This window comes from Streptomyces sp. NPDC005281, assembly GCF_040607495.1.
Lineage (GTDB): Bacteria > Actinomycetota > Actinomycetes > Streptomycetales > Streptomycetaceae > Streptomyces.
On the sequence record NZ_JBEXGX010000022.1, the window covers coordinates 128,614 to 147,763 of the forward strand.

Here is a 19,150-nt window from a genome sequence, read left to right on the forward strand (position 1 = left end):
GCCCATGTCACCACGCTGGGAACCAGAACCGGACAACAGCCGAGGACATCATGTTGTCCACTTGTCCACCACCTCCACGCACACTTGGTGTTTGTCACGAAGTACCGGCGTGAGATCTTCAACGGCGAGATGCTGACCCGCTGCGAGGCGATCATGTGGGACGTGTGCGAGAGCTTCGGCGCGGAGTTGCGGGAGTTCAGCGGTGAAGGCGATCACGTCCACCTGCTCGTGCACCACCCGCCGAAAATCGCCTGTCCAAGCTCGTCAACTCCCTCAAGGGCGTCAGCTCCCGCTACCTGCGCGCGCAGCGCACCGGCCGGATCAACCGGATCGGGACCGGCTCGGCGTTCTGGTCCCCGCCCCGGCCGTGACCGCTGTGGCACCGGTGCCACAGGGGGTCACCCGTCTCTGCGGTCCAGGACACGACGGGCCGCCTCTGCTTCCGCCGCAGCGGGCGACAACTCGTCGAGCGTGTCGAGTTCGGCGTCCGCCTCCAACTCGCTTTCCCAGGCCGCAGCGAGGCGCTCCTGCTCATCACGTGGTGCGGCGTCGACAGTCTGCCGGTCCTCCGGGTTCAGAGCCGCCAGAAATCTAGTCACCGAGTCCATCGGCATGCCGTACTCCTCTTCGCTGGGCAGCGTGTTGATTCCCGCCCAGCATGGTCAGTCGGCCTTCGGTCGGTCGCCTGACACGGCTTCAGCACACTCGGATGGCCGCAGCCCGGACGAGCAGCTCTGACGGGCGCCCGTCAGACCGCCACGGGCCGAACCACAAACAGCCTGTCGGTCCAACCGCCAGGGTCCGGTGATGACAGCGCGGGCGCCGCGGCGCCCGCGCCTGTGGCGACAACGGGAAATCGGTGGTCATAGCCATCCACCCATCCGCCAGGCTGAAGAACGACAGCGCCGCCGCCGGCCGCACGGCTTCCACCACCGCCTGGTGCTGTCGCCTGCTGTCCTGCTCAGACTGGTACGGTGCCGGGCTCTCGGTGAGGGTGAACCACTTCGCGGTGCTGATACCGCGCGTCGCGACATCGGTCTGTCCGTTTCAGGCGGTGCGTACGGTCAGATCACCGGTCACGATCCCGGTCCCCGTCCGTGCGGGCACCTCCTCGCCCGGCGGACACACTTTTCGTCGTCCGCGCCGCTGGCCATGATGTCTTGGCTCCGGGTCATGACCGATGCGGCCCAGTCGATCAGCGGTCGGCCCCCTCGGAGTCGCTCTGCTCGTAGTTGGCCAGCGCCAGCCCGAGGGCGAAGAAGGTCGGCGCCCACTCCCCCACGAAGATGCCCCAACGGTCGGCCCGCTCCAGGTTCTCCTGTTTGTTGGAGGCCAGCCAGGAGACGAGCGAAAGGCCGATGGAGCCGAAGGCCGCGGCGTAGGCGTGTTCACTCTGGACGCCCGCATCGTGCAGCTTCTTCACGATCATTGCTTTCCCTCTCATCACGGACCAGTGACCCATTTTGGAACGCTTTCACCTCTTTTTCCGGTGTCATGGCGTCCGCGGATGCGGGGCTGGCCGCACGCACTCTTCTCCGCGACGGAGCCCGGCCGCATCGCGAAGGAGCAGGCGCGCCGCTGTCTGCCGCCGCCGCGCGGTCCTGCGCGCTTGTGTGAACTGGGCTCCACGAGGCGGGACATGACGGGGGTGGGTCGGGATGACGGGGCCGGACTGCGCGGTCCCAGGCGCGAATGTCGGCCGGTCGCCACAGCCGGCGGGCGCAGCTCACGGGTCACACGCTCGTGGGCCGGAACGAAGGGCGGGCGTGAATTGCCTGCGGCCGGTCCACTGCCGCATCCAGGGATCGATCACCTGCCGAAGAAGGGAGGCGAGTCGTCCGATGCCCCGGGGCCATCCGGGGCGCGGGAGGTGTGGCATGGTCATCAGCCGTGCGGGGATCCTGGTTCCCGGCGCAACGGGAGTCCTCGGCACTGCCCTGGCTCTGCGGCTGCACGAGCGGGGCGCCGCCGTGGCCGTTGCAGGCCGCGACCACGAAGGCCTCACCCGCGTGTCCCGGGCCTGCGGCGACGCCCCCGCCCGCGCTTTCGACGCATACGACCTCGAACAGTGCGCACGCACGGCGACCTGGGCCGCCGGTGAACTCGGTGGGCTGGACGCGGTCGTCGTCTGCGTCGGCGTTGCCGCATTCGGACCGGCCGAGTCGGTGAGCGACGCCGTGGCCGAGCGTCTGTTCACCGTCAATACGCTGGCCCCCCTGGCGTTCCTGCGAGCCGCCCTTCCCGTCGTCAAGCCGGGCGGCGTGATCGCGGCGATCACGGGCGTCGTCGCCGACTCACCCTCGGCGGGCATGGCCGACTACTCCGCGTCGAAGGCGGGCCTCGCCGCGTGGCTGCGGGGGGTCCGGCGCGAGCAGCGGACGTCCGGGGTCACGGTGCTGGAGATCCGTCTGCCCCATGTGGAGACGGGATTCGCCGGCCGAGCCGTTCTCGGAACACCTCCTGTGCTGCCGCCAGGACTGGCTGTCGCCGAGGCGGTGGACGCGATCGTCGCCGCGCTCTCGGCCGGCGCCCCTCTGGTGAAGCCGGGCCGTGACGCCCCGCTCGACGTCGAGCGGTAGGGCGGGCGGCCGAGGAGCAACCGTGCCCGACAGTGGATCGCCCCGCCGGTACCACCGGACCATGCACCCCGTGGAGCCGGTGACCCCTCGCGCGCCGCGGGAATTGCGGCGGATGCTGTTCCGGCAGAACTGGCGCGACCTGGTGTTCTTGCACTGGCCCGCGGACCCGTTCCAGGTGGCCGGGCTTCTGCCGCCCGGAACCGTCCCCGACCTTCACAACGGCCGCGCGTACGTCGGCCTGGTCTTCTTCCGTATGCGCGATCTCGCCTTCGGCGGTACCCCGGCGATCCCGTATTTCGGGTCCTTCGACGAGGTCAACGTCCGTCTCTACAGCCGGGACGCGCTGGGGCGCCGCGGAGTGGTGTTCCGCTCGCTGGAATGCGACCGCCTGGTGCCCGTCCTGGCCGCCGACGCGTCCTTCCGCCTCCCGTACCGGTGGTCCCGCATCCATAGCCAGTGGTTCGACAACCGCCTGCTGTACCGGACCAGCCGCCGCGGAACGCCGAACGCCGGGGCTCGCGTGTGGCTCGAGGTAACCAGCACCCCCATGGCTCCGGACCCCGTCGAGGAGTTCCTCACGAACCGCTGGGGACTGCACGGACACGCATTCGGACGCTCCTACTACCTCCCCAACACCCACCCCGAGTGGTCCTTCCGCCGCTGCTCCCTGCTCGGCTGGGACGACTCGCTCATCGCAGCCGCAGGTCTGTCCCGGCCCAAGGAGGCGCCGGTCAGCGTGTTGTACGCGCCCGGTGTGCCAGTGCGGTTCGGAACACCAGTGTCATTGCCCGGCACCTGATGCGTCTGTGCCTGAGGCCGTTGGGCCTGCCGTGCCGGTGCCCGCTCCCGCATGACCGTGAGCAGGCGCGCGGCTCCCCATCGGGGCCCGCGCTCACGGACCCGGTCGGCCAGCTCGGCGACCCGTGGACCGGCCGTGACCGACAAGGCCTCCAGAGCGTCACCGATCTCGGCCGGCCCTGCGGCGTTCGGGTCGGCGACAATACCCGCGCCCGAGCGCTCCGCGTCGCGCGCGACGGAGAACTGATCGCTGGAAAAGGGCAGGACCAGGGCGGGGACACCCGCCCTGACACACTCCGTGAAAGAAGTGCGCGGCAGAGCTCGGCCAGGGGTCGGGCATGGGACAGGAAGGGTGGACTGACGACCAGGATGCGCGGCATGGAATCCCTTCAGTCCCCCGCCGCGCCGGGCAGGCCCGGGTGCGAAGCACGAGCATCTTGAATTGCTCCTCGGGCTGAATCCCGAGGATTCTGGCCTTCTCAATCGTTGCTGTGCCGCTATGCGGCAGGGGGTTCGGTCGGGAATCCGTGGCTTCCTGTTTCTTCGCGTCGTGCCGGGATTGCTCCTGGTCTTACCGGCGCCCCGCTCGCTATGGTCAGGCAGTCCATCGAACAGCAGAACCGGCCAGTGTGAGCACCGCCCGGCTCTGAAGCTGCTGCGGTCGTTGCGCGCGCTGGAGTTCATGGACGGCCGGGGATCGCAGCTGAACCACCGCCCCTGCGCCGCCCGTTCGCCCGGTCCTCTACGTCGCCGGCCTGGACGGATATGCGGGGTACTGGGCGCCGAACGTGTCGTGGCCAGGCCCGGACGCCTCAGTGGCTGGGTCGCGAGCCAGGAGACCTGGTCGCTCCCCCCAGGGTCGTCCGGCCCGTGCCGGTCGGCAGCGCCGCTGCGGGGGCCGACTGCCGGCGCCGGGCGAGGGATTCCCTGGCGGCCTGGCGTGGGTGGCGGTGCTGCCAGTACGGATTGTCGTGGGACAGCTTGCTCGACACGCGCCCGTACATGCCGAACGTCAGGATCACCAGCCCCATGACGAAGCTGAAGATGACGTTCGTCATCCCGAAGCCGAGGATGTTGGCGGGCCGGTCGAGGATGAAGATGTGGACGAATCCGCTGAGCAGGAACAGCGTTCCCACCGCCATGTTGAGCATGGAGGTGATGTTCCCGCCGATGAAGGCACCGGCGATCAGGACCAGGCCGACGGTCACCGAGACCAGGCTGAGGGCGCCGTTGCTCGACATCCCCGCGACGCTCCCGTTCGTGTCGAACGGGCTGAGTTCGTCGGCGAAGCCGAGACTGCCGAAGACGAGCAGGACCACCCCGCAGAAGGCGGCCCCCCAGCGGTACACGGCGGCCAGGTGGTGGTCGAGGGGGAGTTCGTCCTGGAGCTTCATCGACCCGAAGTCGCTGTCAGCATGTGCGAGGAGACGCTCGGCGCGAGCAACGCCGTGGAAGCGGCGGACGCTTGAGCGCGATGGGGTGAGGATGGTCCGGAAGGGCGGGTCCCCCGCCTCCCCTGCTACCGCGAGAAGTCGGGGCATCGGCTGGTCACGGGATCGGAGACCTGTATCGCCCGAGAGAACCAGCGGAGGGGGCTCAGCAACGGCTGTTCCCCCCCGCGTCTTGGAGGCAACGGTTCAGCCCGTGCAGCCCGCGACGGGTGTGGCTCTTGACCGTTCCCAACGGCAAGCCGGTGACCTGGGCGATCTGGGTCTGTGTGAGGTCGTTGTAGTAGGCGAGGCTGAGCACGCGCCTCTGAGCCGCAGGGAGCTTCGACAACTCGTGGCTGATGAGGACGCGGTCCAGCACCCCATCGGGCTCACCGGCACGACCCTGCGTGGATACGACGGCCCCCGCTGCCGCCACCAGGTCGGCCCGGCGTGTCCGGGCGTGCAACGCGTCGGCGATCTTGCGCCGGGTGATTCCGACGATCCACGCTGCCAGGGCGCCACGCTCGGGTGTGAAGCCGGCCCGTCCCCGCCAGGCGGCGAGGAATACCACCTGCGTGACGTCCTCCGCCTCAGCCGCGTCCCCCAAAGAGCGTCGGGCCAGGGTGTACACGAGCCGGCCCCATCGGTGATAGGCCCCGGAAAGGGCCTGCTCGTCGCCTTCGGCGAACGCGGTGGCGAGTTCCTCCTCGCCAAGAGACTCCTGAACGGGAGCCGTGAGCGGAGCACCCTTGAGGGGCTGCTCGGTCAGCTGCTGTGAGGTCATGGCGACTGCTCCTCGAACAGGGCGGGCTGCGCCATGTCTCCAAAGTGGGCGACCACTGCAGGGTCGTACCGTCCGCGGTGTCTGGCGCATCGGATCGCGCGGGGCGATTCCGGCTCTGCCACCATCCGAAATATCGATGCAGCGGGCAACTTGCATCGACTGTGCGTCGTATTGACTGGCCGTTCCGCGGGCGGTCCGCATACCGGTCGTCGGCGGCGGGCACGGCCGACCAGTACCATGGTGGTCGTCATGTACACACCGGAGGCCAGCCAGGCTCGGACCAGAAGGCCCTGCTGCTTCACCGGATGTAGCCGGCCCACGCTGACCAGCAACGGGAGGCCGCGGTCCGCAGGGTCCAGGGCGTGCAACCGATGCCCCCCGCCGAACAGCGCGGACAAAAGCGCGTCACGCTGCTTGTCCTCGTCGGGAGCAGGGCGGTAGGGGGTGATGCCCTCGGGGATCGCGGAGGGTCCCGCACCGTCGTTCAGCCCTGCCAGCACCGGAAAATGGCGTACGAGCTCCTGCGTGCCGCCCTGCCCGGGGATGGCCACGACCGTATCCGCGCGGTCGACCAGCCGGGGGCCTCCGGCAGAACGCCGATGACCACGCCTGGGACATCCGCCTCTACCCGACGACCGCCGCCCTCCACGATGCGGTCGAGGACCGGGACATAGCCGGCGGTCTCGACATCACTCCTCACCGCATCGACGTGTACACGCCCACCGCGGGCGGCCCCTCCGCCACCAGCGCCCTCACCGCACTGGGCGACCGCGTCGCCGCACGGCAGTCCATCCGGGCCGCCGTCCACGACCTGGTGCCCTTCACCACGGACGACCCCCGCGGCGCCGGAATGACCGCCGCACTCCTGCCCATGATCTTCGGCGGCATCTTCCCCGCCCTCATCCTCAGCAGTGTCTTCCCCGGGCACCGCGGACTGCGCACCCGCATCGCGGGAGCTCTCCTGTTCTCCCTCGCGGCAGGCGCCTCCAACGCCGCCGTCCTCCAGTTCGCCACCCACTCCGTCGACGGAAACTACTGGCTCACCGCCCTCGGCCTCAGCCTCGGCACGGCCGCCCTGTCCACCACCCTCCTGGGCCTCCAAGCCCTTCTCGGCACGGCCGGATTCGCTTTCGGCGGCGCGCTGATGAAGCTCCTGGGCAACCCGCTGTCGGGACTCGCCACCGGACCCCACTGGCTCCCACCGGCTGGGCCACTCTCGACCAGCTCCGTCCCCCGGGCGCCTCCGGCAGCCTCCTGCGCGCCAACGCCTTCTTCGACGGCTCCGGCGGCGGACTCCCGACCCTCACCCTGGCAGTCGGCATCGGCATCGCCCTTGCGCTTCTTCTGGGTGTGGTGGGCCGGGAGTTGTCCGGTGGTGGGGTGTTGGTGGCGATGTTCAGGACGCCAAGTCCTTGCCTGCCGCTCCTCAGCCGGTGGGACGGGCTGTCTCGGGGGTGCGGCAGAAGCGGCGGTCGCGGGCCGCCATCCGGATACGCGGGCCGCCGGCGCGGAGGACGACGTCCAGGGCCCGGTCGGGGTCGGCGGCGTAGGTGTTGCTGAACCACGCCATGTTCGCCTCGACCACCGCCCATTGGTCGGCGGCGGCGTGCTCGGGTGGGGTCACGAGTCCGACGTCCACCACCACTGCGCTGGGCAGGTCGTCGCCGCAGGTGGCCAGAAAGTCCTTCGCGAACGCCAGGACGGCGTCCTCGTGGCGGTGGCCGTCGAGGGGCTGGGCGTCGAGACGGCCGAAGGTGGCGTACTGCGAACCCGTGCGGACCTCGCCGTCCAGGACGTAGAGGCGGAACTCCGTCGCCCAGGTCACCACGTCGCTGATCTGCACCGGGACGTCGGGCTGCAGCTCGGGCCCTGTCGGGAGCCGGCCACCGTCGGCGTAGACGGCGGCCGGGAAGATCTTGCCGGTCGGCGGCTTGACGAAGGCCGGTCGGGTCAGGCGACGGGCCTCGCCCAGGGTCGCCATGGCGATGTGCCGTCCGGTGTACGCGGGGGGCACGGTGACCAGCCAGTCGTCGGAGGGCTCCAGGAGCGCGAGCTCAAGCTCGTCCACGATGCCTGCCGCGAAGACGGGGCCGCCGTAGTAGTGGCCGCCGCGCCTCCCCGCGGCGGTGCCCGCCCCGCCCTGGGCGGGGAGGACTTCGATGTCCATGCCCCGCCGACGTGCCGACGTCGAGAGCAGCTCGGAGGTCGTGGTGTACTGCGGCGCCAATGCCAGGAAACCGTGCTTCGTCACGATCGATGACCATGCCATCGGTCCGGTCGGGCAGTCCACCGGATTCGGGTCCGCGCCCCGGGACCCGACCGGATCGGGAGGGCCCTCGTGGGCCGGTCTCGCCGAGACCAATAGGGAATGCCTTCAATAGAATTGGCAACTATGTGAATCAGTGACGCGCATTCCCTAAAAAGCGCCCTGGATCCTCTGACCGGCACGTCATCTACTCAGTGATCACTACCGGATTTGTCACACAAGCCGATCGGTGGGCCACCCACCTTGCCGCTGCCCGCCAGTTCCACGCCCGTGAAGGCCATCTCCGTGTCCCGAGGAAGCACGTCGAGGAGCTGCCCAGTGATGGCAGCGGGGACGGTACGTCCGTCAGGCTTGGCGGGTGCTCAACAACATCCGGCGCAGGAACTCCTACGCGGCTCGACGGGTGTGGAGGTGGGCGATCTGGCGGTCAGCAGCAGCTGCTGGTGGTGGCCTGCTCGTCCGCCCGGGTAGTGGTGGCCGGGTTGGAACAGCAGGGTCTGGTCGGCTGCTTGGCCAGGGGATGGTCCACGGGGATTTCGTAACGCTCCTCCCGTACCCTCTCAGATCGGTCGACGGCGCACCCGATAGCGCAGGTGAAGCACCCGTTTGCCCTGAATCACCACGTCAGGATCCTCCAACAGGTGTTGCGTGTGGACCGACCCGAAGTAGCGCTTGCCGGACCCGAACACGACGGGTACGACGTCCATGCGCACCTCGTCGATCAGGCCCGCGGCAAGCACTTGGCCACCGACGTCGCCAGCGGCGACCTCGACGATGCGGTCACCCGCAAGCTCCTGCGCCTTGGCCACGGCTGCCTCGACGCCGTCGACGAAGTGAAACGGCGCCTCGGGGTCCCAGCCCTCGGGCTCCGGCCGGTGCGTCACGACGACCACGTGATCGATGCCGCCCGGAGGCTTGCCGTCCCAGCCGTCCGTCAGGTCGAAGACGTGGCGGCCGACGATTGTCGCCCCGACCTGGTCCCAGTACGGCCGGGTGTAGTCGTAGGACGTCTGCGACACCTTCAGCTCGCCGCTCTCATCCAACGGGACGTCACCGCTGGACAGCCAGTCGAACAGCGGTCCGGGCTGGTCGCTCTCGTCCGCGACGAATCCGTCCACCGACACCGAGCTGTACATGACCACCCTGCCCACGGGGCTCTCCTCTGCTTTGGGGTGCCCCCAAATTAGCGTGCCGTGAGCTGTCGCTCTTGTAAGAAATCAACCGGCCGGCAGCGGCCGGCTGTCCAGCACGTGGCCGGGATGTTCACGCAGGAACCACCGCCGGAATTCGACGTACCGGGTCGGCGTGAGCCCGGTGAACGCCCAGAACTCGCGGCCGAGGTGGGCCTGGTCGAAGTAGCCTGCGCCACCGGCGAGGTCGCCCCACCGCAACCTGAGCAGCGTGTCGTGTCCTGGGACAGGTGATCTTGACCGTTTGCCGCTGAGCTGTGACCGATCGCGAACGCCCGCGCGTTGGCCGCTGCTACTCGGCACCAACACCGGCGAAGACCGCCTGGCCGACAGCCGATAGGACTGCCACGTCCCGCATGTAGAGTCCGCCCGAAATTCACAGGTAGCTGCTGAAGGAGCACGAGTGTCGAGAACAACCCCACCCCGGCCTGTTGACATCGCGTCCATATTCCCGGAACTGGCGCCGTTAGCCCGGCAAGCTGTCCGCCTGCACCCCCGCGCCGGCCTGCCGTCCGTTCACGACAGCTCCGTCGGCGGACCACTCCTGTGGCCGGCCGACGAACAATGGCCGACCTGCGTGAAGGAACACGACAACGCGCACCCGCCCGTCTCTCTCGACGACATCCGCCAACGGCGGGCGCTGCTCGACGCCGCCTGCCTTCGCCCCCGCGATCCTCGCGAGCACCTTCTCAACCCCGACGAGCGCGCGTACTTCGCCACGCTCCAAGCCGGGCATCCGGCTCACTCCGAGCCGAATGCCCTGCTGCCGGTCTCCCAGCTCTACCTCCGCGACGTCCCGGGACTCGCGGGCCCCGAGGGAGCCGACCTACTGCAAGTCTTGTGGTGCCCCCTTGACCACCACCACGGGCTTCCCGCGGCCCGCCTCGTCTGGCGGAACGCCTCAAGCGTCGGCAACCTGCTCACCGATCCCCCGGAACCCGCGGACCTCGAGCACTACGGCAACTACGTTCCCGAGCCCTGTGTCCTGCACCCCGAGGTCGTCACCGAGTACCCGGCACCGCACGAACTCCCGGAGGAACTCGCTGACCGTCTCTACGACTGGGGAGAAGAGCAGGAGGAGGACACCGAGTACCCGGCACCGCACAATCACCCGGAGGAACTCGCCGACCGTCTCTACATCAGGGGAGAAGAGCAGGAGGAGGACCCGGAAGAAGGCCCCGGCGGCACCTACTACCAGTACTACCTCTCGGTCGCTCCCGGCTGGAAGGTCGGCGGTTGGGGCCCGTGGAGCTTCTGCGACCCCAGCCCCATGCACTGCGAGACCTGCAACGCCCAGTACCAACCCCTGTTCACCATCGACTCTGGCGAAGGCAACGGCGGAAGCGACAGCTGGACCCCTCTGAAAGACCTCGAGAAGCCGTCAGGCCCCACCGGACTGCGCAGTCCTGCCGACGCGGCCATGGTGAAGATCGGCAGGGGCTACAGCATGCAGATCTATGTCTGCCCGACGTCGCTCGACCATCCGCATCTCGAAGTCATGCAGTGAGCGCGTCCGTGTGTCCGCCCGCCGGGCGGACAGTTGTTGCCGATCGGTACGAAGCCCGAGCGCGACCGCTCTAGTGCCCGGCCAGAAGGCTCGCCACGGGGGTCTCTCCGCGTTGAAAGTGATGTCCGAGCACCTGCGTCCTGTCGCCGACCGACCGGTCCGGGTGCTGAGCCGGCTTGACCTTCGAGTCGGGTCGAAGGTTTACCGTCGGCGGTGTGACGACCTACCGCATCTCGCAGTTGGCTGCGCGCTCCGGCGTTCCGGCCACGACACTGCGCTTCTACGAGAACGCAGGGCTCCTGCCCGCAAACCGCGCACCGTCCGGGTACCGGGTATACGGCGAGGACGCGGTGGAGCGCCTGGCCTTCATCGCCTCGGCCAAGCTCCTGGGCCTGGCCCTGGAGGAGATCCGCGAACTCCTCGCGGTCCGCGAGGAAGGGGTGTGCGCCTCCGTCCGGGCCCGGATGCTGCCGCTGGTCGCGGACCGTATCGAAGAGACGGACGGCCGGATCGCAGAGCTGCGCGCATTCTCCGCGCACCTCACCGGTGTCCACGCCGATCTCTCGGGCCCGGCGCCCTCGGGGGCGTGCGGCCCGGACTGCGGCTGCACCACGACCAGACCGGCGGCCGCGGCCGGGCCCGTGCCGATCACGCTGTCACCGACCCGCCTCTCCGCGGAGTCCGAGCCGTGGCGGGACGCCCCGGTCGCCTGCACTCTGGGCGCCACCCGGCTGGGCGAGCGCACCGAACAGTGGCGCCGGCTGGTCGGCGAGGCGAAGGGGCGCGAGGAGATCCCCGACGGCGTCCGTCTGATCTTCCCCACCGGGGCCGAGCTGGCCGGCGAGGTGGCCGCGCTCGCTGCGGCGGAGCAAGACTGCTGCGCGTTCTTCGACTTCACCCTGCATCTGACCCCGACCGCCCTCTGGCTTGAGGTGCGGGCGCCCGAGTCCGCCGCCGGGATGCTGGCCGACCTCTTCGGAGCAACCGCATGACCGCCTCCTCTCCCCGGCGGTTCCGGCCCTGGGGCACGCTCGGCGCCGGCGCGGCCGCCGCCTGCGCGGTGTGCTGTGCGGGCCCGCTCCTGGCCGTCCTCGGCGGCATGGGTCTCACCTCCGCGGTCGGCGCCCTGTGGATGCCCGCCCTGGCGATCCTGACCGTGGCCGCCGGGCTCGGCGTCCTCGTCGTACGGCACCGGCGCCGCAGAGCCTCCTGCCGCGCGGAAGCCGCACCGGCCGACCTCGGCATGCCCACCCTTGGCCCGCCTCCGGAGACGAGCGGCAGCCAGGACACCCGCTGAGCGGGCGCCGCCGCAGGCCGGGCACGGCGGCCTGCGAGGACGGACAGAACGCGGCCACCGCGCGGCGGCCGCAGAGCACGAAGAGGCGTTCTCCGCCCTCACGGGGGGGATGCCCAGGCGCTCTGCCATCGGTTCCACCGACGTGCGCCTGCCGTCCGACATCAGCCCGCGCGGGTAGTGCCGGCCGTAACCACGCCGGCCTGCGTAGGCCAGGTACGCGAAGACATCGTCCGTGAACTCGGCGAGGTCCGCGTTCAGTTCATCAACTGCCTGTCGCTCCATCCCTCTACCGTCCTCGCCACAGACATGGTCAAGCAGCTGCTTCGCGAACTGATCGAGGACCATGACCAAGCCCTGTCAGAGGGAGATATCATGACGTTTCCTCCACCCAGGAAACCGCATGGTTGGGTCAGCACACCTCCATCGTCACGCCGCCTGGCCCCGTTTCGCCTGGGGCCATCTGGCCCTGTTTCACCGGGGGGATGGAGGTTTGCGGCGTTGGTGACCTCCCGCGCGGACAGAGCTTCCCTGCCCCGGCCCGATGAACAGCCACACAGTCCAGGAACTCTTGTGCTACGGGGACTCAGACACCGTCACGCGATTCCGAGGCCATGATCGTGGCGCCTCGATCCGTACGGCCGTCGCTGCACAGCATGGGCGCCCAGGCCGCCGCGGCGGCTGCCAGGTCGTCTCCGCACGTGCTGCCGGGGCGTGGCCGGGCCGCGGTGCCGAGGACGACGCGGTCGGGGCGGAGCAGCACGGCACCCGCGCTGCCCATCCAACGCACCAGGGCACCGGTGCCCGGATCGCCGCCGGGCGCGGCGCCGCCCGTGCTGGGCCGGTGTCGCCGGGGGTCGTGCAGGTGGATGACGCGGGCGTCCAGCGCTCGCACCAAGGCGTGCAGGGCAGGGCCGAGCGGCGCGGTGGCCAGGAGCGCGAAGTGTGCGCCGAGAAGGTCGTCCAGCAGGCGGGGAGTGCCGTCCGAGTCGGGGACCAGGGGCTGGGGGCACAGCGTCCCGGGGCGCGGATGGCCGAGGCGGCGGGAGCCGACCAGGGGGCCCGGTCCCAGCGGCGGGTTGACGGCGGACAGTACGAGATGGGAGGCACCCGGCAGCCGGGAGAGGCCGGGCAGGACGGCCTTGCGGGCCAGTGCGATGCCCGTTCCGCCTCCGGTCATGACTGCGCCGACGGCCACAGCGGTGCGGATCAACTGCCGTGCGTGGCGTTGGCGTTCGGCCTGGTAGCTGTCGAGCAGGGCCTCGCTCGCGCGGCCGGTGAGGACGCGGGCGAGCTTCCAGGCGAGGTTGTGGGCGTCACGGATGCCCGCGCACATCCCTTGCCCGATGAAGGGCGGGGTGAGGTGGGCGGCGTCACCGAGCAGGAAGACGCGGTCCTTGCGCCATCGGTCGGCGACCTGGGCGCGGAAGGTGTAAGAGGTGGTGCGCAGTACGTGCAGTTCGTCTTCGGGGATGCCCGGCGTCCAGGCGGCGATCAGCGCCAGCAGACGCCCCCGGTCGGTGAGCTCCTCCGGCTGCTCGCCGGGGCCCAGGCGGAACTCCCAGCGGTAGCGGTCCTCGCCGACCCGCATGTAGGTGGCCGCCCGTTGCGGATCGCAGATCTGGTGGACGCCGTCCCAGGCGGGCAGCGGCAGGCGGCAGCGGACGTCGACGACCAGCCACTGCTGGGCGGTGGCGAGGTCCTGCATCCGGGAGCCGATGGAGGCGCGGACCAGACTGTTGGCGCCGTCGCACCCCAGGACGGCGTCGGCCAGGAGCGTGCGGGAGGCACCGGTGTCCTCGTCCCGGAAGGAGACCTCCACCGGAGAGCCGCCGCGCGGGGGCGGTGTCACCGCGGTGACCTCGACGCCTCCGCGCAGCGTTACCGAGGGGTGCTTCTTGAGAGTGTCCCGAAGCAGCTGTTCGAGTTCGGGCTGGTCGAACATGTTGGCCTGGGGAAAACCGTGCCGGCCGTAGGGGCCGTCGCGCAGGAACTCGGCCAGCACCCGGTGGGCGCCGTCCAGCAGCCGCATGCCGCGGGCCGGACGGGAGATCGCGCTGAACGTCTCATGGATGCCCACGGCCTGGAGGATGCGGTGGACCTCGTCGTCCAGGTGGACGGCGCGCGGCAGCGGATACGGCGCACGGTGACGCTCCAGGACCAGGGCGGGCACGCCGTGACGGGCGAGGAGGGCGGCGGCACTCAGCCCGGTGGGCCCGGCACCGAGCACCGCGACGGGAACATGCTCGGGGGCGGTGGCGGTCACTTGCTCAGCGCCTTCATCAGACCCAGCAGACGGGCACGGTCGATTTCGTTGTCCTCACGCAGTGCGCAGACCGCCTGGAGGAGCGCCCCCGGCGCAGGCGTGGTGCCGAGGAAGTCCCGGGTGGCCGGCGGGCCCCACTGGGCCAGGCCGGAGGCGGACATGGCTGCCCAGCCCGGGGCCAGCGTGTTGTCGAAGGCGTCGCCGTCGGTGAAGTGCTCCAGCATGAAGCGGTCGGGATCACGCCAGTAGTCGAAGATCTGGCTGCCCTGGATGTGTCGGCCGATGCCCCAGGAGTGGCGGTAGCCGCGCTCGCGCAGATACTCGCCGCCGGCGGCCAGCACGTCGAGGTCGGCGACCTGATAAGCGGAGTGGACATAACCCGTGTCGGGACCCAGGTGCATGGCCAGGGTGTGGTGGTCGGCGGGCTCGCTGCCGCGGTCGCAGCGCATGAAGGCCATGGTGGGGCCGCGGTCCCGCTGCCCGTCCAGGTAGAGGAAGTCGCTGACGATCAGGCCGAGGTGCTGCAAGTACCACTCGAGGGCGCGCCGGAAGACCCGGGTGGAAAGCACCAGGTGGCCCAGGCGCTGCACCTGAGAGGGCTTGCGGGGCGGGCGCTGGGTGGCATTGATGCGGACAGCGGCGGTGGAGGTGCCCGTGTTGAGGACGAAGGGTTGTTGCAGCGGCTGTGCCGGCTCCTCGGTGACGCCGTGTACGACGCGGACCGGTATGCCGGAGGGGTCGAGCAGGTCCACGGCGCGGCCTGCGCCGTACTCGGTGAGCGTGCGGACCTTGTGACCGGTGGCCCGGGCCAGCCGGTCGAGGTCGGCGGCGTCGGCAGCCTGGAAGGCGGGGCCGATGAACCGGGAGGCAGGGCCGCGGCGGATCACCAGGCAGTGGGAGCCGGTCAGGGCACCGCGCAGATACAGGGCCTCATCGCTGCGGGCTGCGGTGGTCAGGCCGAAGTCGTGGGCGAATGTCTCGGCGCGGTCCAGGTCGGGTTTGGTGAACTCCAGCCAGGCCAGATCGACCACCTTGATGACGGGCTGGGCCGCGCGGCCCGGGTGCTCCCCGCGCAGCGCGCCCTGTTCGCTGTGCAGTCCCTGGTGGGCGTCGGCGGTGGAGACGGGGATGGATGTCGGGTCGTTCATGGGAATTCCCTTCCTGTGGCTCCACGACCTGCGGTGGCGATCGGCGGCCGGGTGGCACGTCAGGTGAGCGGTTCCTACCGTGCGAGCAGGGTGTCGAGTGCGGTGGTGAGTTCGGCGGCCGGGTCGGTGGCCGAAGCCGTGGGCGCGCCAGCCGATAAAGCGGGTCCGGGCGTACCAGGACGGCGCCTCGCGGGGTGCGCCCGCGGGCGGCTGTCCAGGTGGAACGCAGCTCGCGGTAGCCGCCGTCGACGTGGCCGGGACGGATCGCCTCCAGCGGCAGCCTCCTCCGGGTGGCGGTCTTCTCGGCGGCTTCGCGCCAGGCCTGGCCCGTCCTCCCGGCGATCAGCAGGAAGCAGCCGGGGCGGACGTGGGACTGCTAGCCGCCGGCCAGCAGGACGAGAAGGGCTGCGGCCAGGGCGCCGACGACGGCGGCCGGCAGGCAGCTGGCGGCTGGGTCGCCGCTGCGGAGGTGGACGACGACGGCTCCGGTCATGAGCAGGATCAGGCCCGTTGCGGCGGCGACGCCGAACGCGGTGATCCGCAAGCCGGCCAGCAGCCCGACCGCTGCCGCCACTTCCGAAGCGCCCAGCAGGCGGTAATGGGTGGTGCTCATGCCGACATGGGCTGCGGCCTGTCGCATCGTGGCAACTGCCGCGAGCTTGGCCGCTCCCAGTGGGAGGAAGACCGTGGCGAGGAGGACGGCCATGACGACGGTGAGGGTGCTCATGAGGTACTCCCTGTGCGAAGAGGGGATGGCTCGGGGCCGTCCGGAAGCGGGTCGCTGCGACCCGCTTCAGGAGACGGGCCGGGGGCGTACTGCCAGTTGAGGACGTATCGGTCGAGGGCCGCGGCGGCCCTGCGCCGTACCGCCTCGTCGGCAGGTGCGGGCACCGTGACATTGACCCCGCCGTCGTGCGGCCGGCACACGATCCGTTCGGGGTCGCAGTCCGCGCCCTGGGCGGCCAGTTCGGCGTGGACTGCGCGGCGGGTGGCGTCCAGGCGCAGGCCGAGTTTGTAGGGCTTGCCGACGGCGGTGAGCGGGATGGCGTCGATCACGAGCACCTCCCGCGGGGCGGCGGCGCGCTCGCCGACCCGTTCGGTGGCCCAGGTGAGCAGTTCGACGGGGTCGGCCTCGGCGCCGGGTGTGAGGGTGACGTAGACGACGGGCACCTCGCCGGCGTGCGGGTCGGGGCGGCCGACCGCCGCGGCGGCGGTGACTTCGGGATGGGTGAGGAGGGCGTCCTCGATCGCTGCGGGGTCGATGTTGTGGCCCCCGCGGATGATCAGGTCCTTGGCGCGGCCGGCGAGATGGATGAAGCCGTCGGCGTCGATGCGGGCCAGGTCGCCCGTGTCCAGCCAGCCGTCACGGATCTTCCCTGCGGTCTCCAGGCGCGGCCCGTGGGCGGAGTGCTCGGCGACGTAACCGGCGAAGACAACCGGGCCGCTGATGGCGAGCACCCCGGTGACGCCCTGCGGCAGGTCGTGCCACTGGCCGGTGTCCGGGTCGATGCGCACGGTCTTGAGCTGCTGGTAGGACAGGCGTCGGCCGACGGCGCCGGGCCGGGTGTGACCGGGCAGGCCGAGGGCTGAGGCGCAGGTCGCCTCCGTCAGCCCGTAGCCCTCGCACAGCGGGATGCCGGTGTGCTTCTCGAACGACTCCCGAACGGCCGGCGGCAGCGGGGAGGCGCCGACGGCGGCGAACCGCATGCTGGAGATGTCCGCGTCGACGGGGACGCGGGCGAGGACGGAGTACACGGTGGGCACGCCCGACATCGCGGCGATGCGGTAGTGCTCCACCAGCTTCCAGAACACGGCGCACAGCTCGGGATCGCGGTAGCCCAGCGGTCCGGCCCACACCACCTGCTGACCACGCAGCAGCGGGCCGAGCAGAGTCACGATCAGGGCATTGACGTGGAACAACGGCAGCGCCGCGAACATCACCGAGTTCTCGTCCAGGGGGATGCTCGCGGCCACCATCCAGGCATCGACGACCTCGTTGGCGTGCGTGTGCGCGGCGAGCTTGGGCGTGCCGGTGGTGCCGCCGGTGTGGAGGTAGGCGGCCAGGTCGTCGGCGGTCGGAGGCTCGATGTCCACCAGCTTGTCGGCGCGATGGGAGGCGGCCAGCTCCGTGAGGTAGCCCACGGGTACGCCCACGACGGGTTCCAGAGCAGTGACGGGGCCCTCGGCCTTGGTGGGGGCCAGGGCCAGCAGCGCGTCCAGGCGCAGGGCGGCGGCAACGTGCCGGGCCGTGGCCCACACCTGCGCATCCAGCTGCGGACCGGCGGCGATGAGCACCCGCGCCCCGCCGCGCCGCAGCAGCTGCTCGACGTGTTCCGACGCCAAGTCCGGGTTCACCGGGGCGGCGATACCCGCGGTCTGCGCGGCCAGCAGGGCGGCGGGCAGCTCGGCGGTGTTCGGGGCGAGCAGGCCCACGGCGGCGTGGCGGGTGACGCCGAGCGAGCGCAGCAGGTTGGCCGTGCGGTGCACCTGATCGCGCAGCTGCGCGAAGGTCGTGGTGACGGGGCGCAGGAAGCGTGCGGCATCGGGCAGCACCGTCAGGGCGGGGCGGTCGGGCCACAACCGGGCAGCGCGGAGCACGGTGTCGTAGGTGGTGGCGGGCAGGTCGCGCTGATCCAGCGGAACGGCCTCGATCGCGGACAGGTCCGCGGGGGTGTCGTGGGCGGGCCACAGCAGGTCGATGGGGGTGAGTGTCACCGGTGCGCCTTTGCAAGGTGAGGGATGGGGTCAAGTGGCCGGCCCGGTACGGGGATGCCGGGCCGGCCGGTCCCGGGCGGGGGTCCCGGGAGTCGTCAGCGAGCGCGCACCACCGTGCGCTGCTCGCCGAGCTCGAGTACGCCGTCGTCGGTCGCGATATGGGCCGTGACGACGTCTCCGTCCTTGAGGTAGTCGGGGTTCGCCTGCTGGCGGGCGAAGAACTTCTGCCAGCGCTTGTGCGGGGGCAGCAGGGCGGCGAGCGTGGTCAGGAGCCTGCCGGGGGATTTCAGGGCGGTGCCGCCGGGCGTTCCGGTGAGCAGGACGTCACCGGGCTCCAAGGTCTGGAAGCGGGCCAGCAGGCTGAGGGCGCGGGCGGGCCGGACGATCATGTCCCTGGTGGTGCGGTCCTGCCGGGTGGCCCCGTTGACCTTCAGCGTGAGCCGCAGGTCCGGCAGGCGGGCCAGATCGTCGGCATCGACCAGGAGGAGCCGGGGGCCCAGCGGGGTGAAGGTGGGGTACGACTTCGACTCGTAGAACTGGGTCTTGGGCAACTGCAGGTCGCGGGCGCTGACGTCGTCGGCGACGACCAGCGCGGCGACATACTCCGGCAGGGTGGAGTCGGTGACCTCGGCACCGACCGGCAGGTCCGCGCCCATCACCAGCCCGAGTTCCACCTCGTAGTCCAGGAAGCGCACGTGCGGGGGACGCACGATGTCCTGGTACGGGCCGCTGACGGACCCCGATGCCTTGCGGAAGAACGCGGGCGGGACGGTGTCCGGGTCGAACCCGGAATCCACCGCGTGGGAACGATAGTTGACCATCTGCGCCACCACCCTGCAGGGCGTCGTGACGGGCGACAGCAGCTCTGTCTTTCCGGCAGAAAGCCCGGCGTCGGGGTCGGCTGCGGCACGGGCGGCCGCCTGCTGCACGGCGGAGCGGTCGGCGAGCAGGCCGGCGGTGGTCTCCGCATCGGTGTCGACGCGGTGCAGCCGTCCTGTGCCGCTCTCCACCCACCAGCCGTCTTTCGTGCGGACGACCTGGATACTCATCGGCTCTCCTGAGTCCTGGACAGGCGTCGACCGGACCACTCCGATGAGTAGCTCCGGTCAGTAGTGATGAAAGCATCAGTACAGATGCTGGAATCGTCAATGGACATCAGGACTGATGAAAACA

17 protein-coding genes and 2 pseudogenes are annotated in these 19,150 nt (G+C 70.5%); 7 read left to right on the forward strand and 12 right to left on the reverse strand.

All coding sequences use genetic code 11. The annotated features are described in order from the left end of the window. Positions 1 to 15: 15 nt before the first annotated feature. A pseudogene (gene tnpA / locus ABZV42_RS28325) lies at positions 16 to 329 on the forward strand (IS200/IS605 family transposase); the annotation flags it as partial. Between the two features lie 69 nt (positions 330 to 398). On the opposite strand, the gene ABZV42_RS28330 reads toward tnpA, so the two are convergent. Together ABZV42_RS28330 and ABZV42_RS28335 are read right to left on the reverse strand one after the other, a co-directional pair. Continuing rightward, positions 399 to 614 (reverse strand): hypothetical protein, encoded by a 216-nt coding sequence (locus ABZV42_RS28330; protein ID WP_355989458.1) that lies wholly within the window; start codon positions 612 to 614, stop codon positions 399 to 401. A gap of 581 nt (positions 615 to 1,195) precedes the next feature. Further along, complete coding sequence (locus ABZV42_RS28335) at positions 1,196 to 1,429, reverse strand: hypothetical protein (protein ID WP_356054149.1); 234 nt, start codon at positions 1,427 to 1,429, stop codon at positions 1,196 to 1,198. 448 nt (positions 1,430 to 1,877) lie between these two features. On the opposite strand from ABZV42_RS28335, the gene ABZV42_RS28340 reads away from it, so the two are divergent. Then, the gene (locus ABZV42_RS28340) at positions 1,878 to 2,579 is read left to right on the forward strand and encodes an SDR family oxidoreductase (protein WP_356054151.1); all 702 of its coding nucleotides are present in this window, start codon (positions 1,878 to 1,880) and stop codon (positions 2,577 to 2,579) included. A gap of 22 nt (positions 2,580 to 2,601) precedes the next feature. Beyond that, a complete protein-coding gene (locus ABZV42_RS28345) occupies positions 2,602 to 3,378 on the forward strand; it encodes a DUF2071 domain-containing protein (RefSeq protein WP_356054153.1) in 777 nt (258 codons plus the stop codon). Positions 3,379 to 4,189: 811 nt separating this feature from the next. On the opposite strand, the gene ABZV42_RS28350 is transcribed toward ABZV42_RS28345, so the two are convergent. From ABZV42_RS28350 to ABZV42_RS28360, 3 genes are all read right to left on the reverse strand, one after another. Further along, a complete protein-coding gene (locus tag ABZV42_RS28350) occupies positions 4,190 to 4,771 on the reverse strand; it encodes a DUF4383 domain-containing protein (protein ID WP_356054155.1) in 582 nt (193 codons plus the stop codon). 202 nt (positions 4,772 to 4,973) lie between these two features. Continuing rightward, complete coding sequence (locus ABZV42_RS28355; protein WP_356054157.1) at positions 4,974 to 5,591, reverse strand: sigma-70 family RNA polymerase sigma factor; 618 nt, start codon at positions 5,589 to 5,591, stop codon at positions 4,974 to 4,976. A 1,426-nt stretch (positions 5,592 to 7,017) separates the two neighbouring features. Beyond that, positions 7,018 to 7,842, reverse strand: coding sequence for an ATP-grasp domain-containing protein (locus tag ABZV42_RS28360; RefSeq protein ID WP_356054159.1), 825 nt, complete (start codon positions 7,840 to 7,842; stop codon positions 7,018 to 7,020). A 230-nt stretch (positions 7,843 to 8,072) separates the two neighbouring features. On the opposite strand from ABZV42_RS28360, the pseudogene ABZV42_RS28365 reads away from it, so the two are divergent. Beyond that, positions 8,073 to 8,171: pseudogene (locus ABZV42_RS28365) on the forward strand (helicase associated domain-containing protein); the annotation flags it as partial. A 246-nt stretch (positions 8,172 to 8,417) separates the two neighbouring features. Here the strand turns inward: ABZV42_RS28365 and ABZV42_RS28370 are convergent. Together ABZV42_RS28370 and ABZV42_RS28375 are read right to left on the reverse strand one after the other, a co-directional pair. Continuing rightward, entirely contained in the window at positions 8,418 to 9,008 is a 591-nt protein-coding gene (locus tag ABZV42_RS28370) for a dihydrofolate reductase family protein (protein WP_356054161.1), read from the reverse strand. Between the two features lie 66 nt (positions 9,009 to 9,074). Then, on the reverse strand, positions 9,075 to 9,248 hold the full coding sequence (locus tag ABZV42_RS28375) for a hypothetical protein (RefSeq protein ID WP_356054163.1): 174 nt from the start codon (positions 9,246 to 9,248) through the stop codon (positions 9,075 to 9,077). 376 nt (positions 9,249 to 9,624) lie between these two features. On the opposite strand from ABZV42_RS28375, the gene ABZV42_RS28380 reads away from it, so the two are divergent. The 3 genes from ABZV42_RS28380 (at position 9,625) to ABZV42_RS28390 (ending at position 11,851) form a co-directional block, all read left to right on the forward strand. Next, positions 9,625 to 10,554: a hypothetical protein gene (locus ABZV42_RS28380; RefSeq protein WP_356054165.1), complete on the forward strand. Its 930-nt coding sequence runs from the start codon at positions 9,625 to 9,627 to the stop codon at positions 10,552 to 10,554. Between the two features lie 215 nt (positions 10,555 to 10,769). Next, positions 10,770 to 11,546 (forward strand): heavy metal-responsive transcriptional regulator, encoded by a 777-nt coding sequence (locus ABZV42_RS28385; RefSeq protein ID WP_356054167.1) that lies wholly within the window; start codon positions 10,770 to 10,772, stop codon positions 11,544 to 11,546. Next, complete coding sequence (locus tag ABZV42_RS28390) at positions 11,543 to 11,851, forward strand: hypothetical protein (protein ID WP_356054169.1); 309 nt, start codon at positions 11,543 to 11,545, stop codon at positions 11,849 to 11,851. Before ABZV42_RS28385 ends, ABZV42_RS28390 begins: the two co-directional genes overlap by 4 nt. Before the next feature lie 583 nt (positions 11,852 to 12,434). Here the strand turns inward: ABZV42_RS28390 and ABZV42_RS28395 are convergent. The 5 genes from ABZV42_RS28395 to ABZV42_RS28415 all read right to left on the reverse strand — a co-directional run bounded on the left by ABZV42_RS28395 (position 12,435) and on the right by ABZV42_RS28415 (position 19,026). Continuing rightward, a complete protein-coding gene (locus ABZV42_RS28395) occupies positions 12,435 to 14,114 on the reverse strand; it encodes a bifunctional 3-(3-hydroxy-phenyl)propionate/3-hydroxycinnamic acid hydroxylase (protein ID WP_356054171.1) in 1,680 nt (559 codons plus the stop codon). Continuing rightward, positions 14,111 to 15,262: a VOC family protein gene (locus ABZV42_RS28400; RefSeq protein WP_356054173.1), complete on the reverse strand. Its 1,152-nt coding sequence runs from the start codon at positions 15,260 to 15,262 to the stop codon at positions 14,111 to 14,113. Before ABZV42_RS28400 ends, ABZV42_RS28395 begins: the two co-directional genes overlap by 4 nt. A gap of 376 nt (positions 15,263 to 15,638) precedes the next feature. Next, entirely contained in the window at positions 15,639 to 15,989 is a 351-nt protein-coding gene (locus ABZV42_RS28405; RefSeq protein ID WP_356054175.1) for a DoxX family protein, read from the reverse strand. After that, on the reverse strand, positions 15,986 to 17,977 hold the full coding sequence (locus ABZV42_RS28410; RefSeq protein WP_356054177.1) for an acyl-CoA synthetase: 1,992 nt from the start codon (positions 17,975 to 17,977) through the stop codon (positions 15,986 to 15,988). Before ABZV42_RS28410 ends, ABZV42_RS28405 begins: the two co-directional genes overlap by 4 nt. 95 nt (positions 17,978 to 18,072) lie before the next feature. Then, positions 18,073 to 19,026 carry a fumarylacetoacetate hydrolase family protein gene (locus ABZV42_RS28415; protein WP_356054179.1) on the reverse strand — a complete coding sequence of 318 codons (954 nt, stop codon included), beginning with the start codon at positions 19,024 to 19,026 and terminating at the stop codon, positions 18,073 to 18,075. Positions 19,027 to 19,150 lie beyond the last annotated feature (124 nt).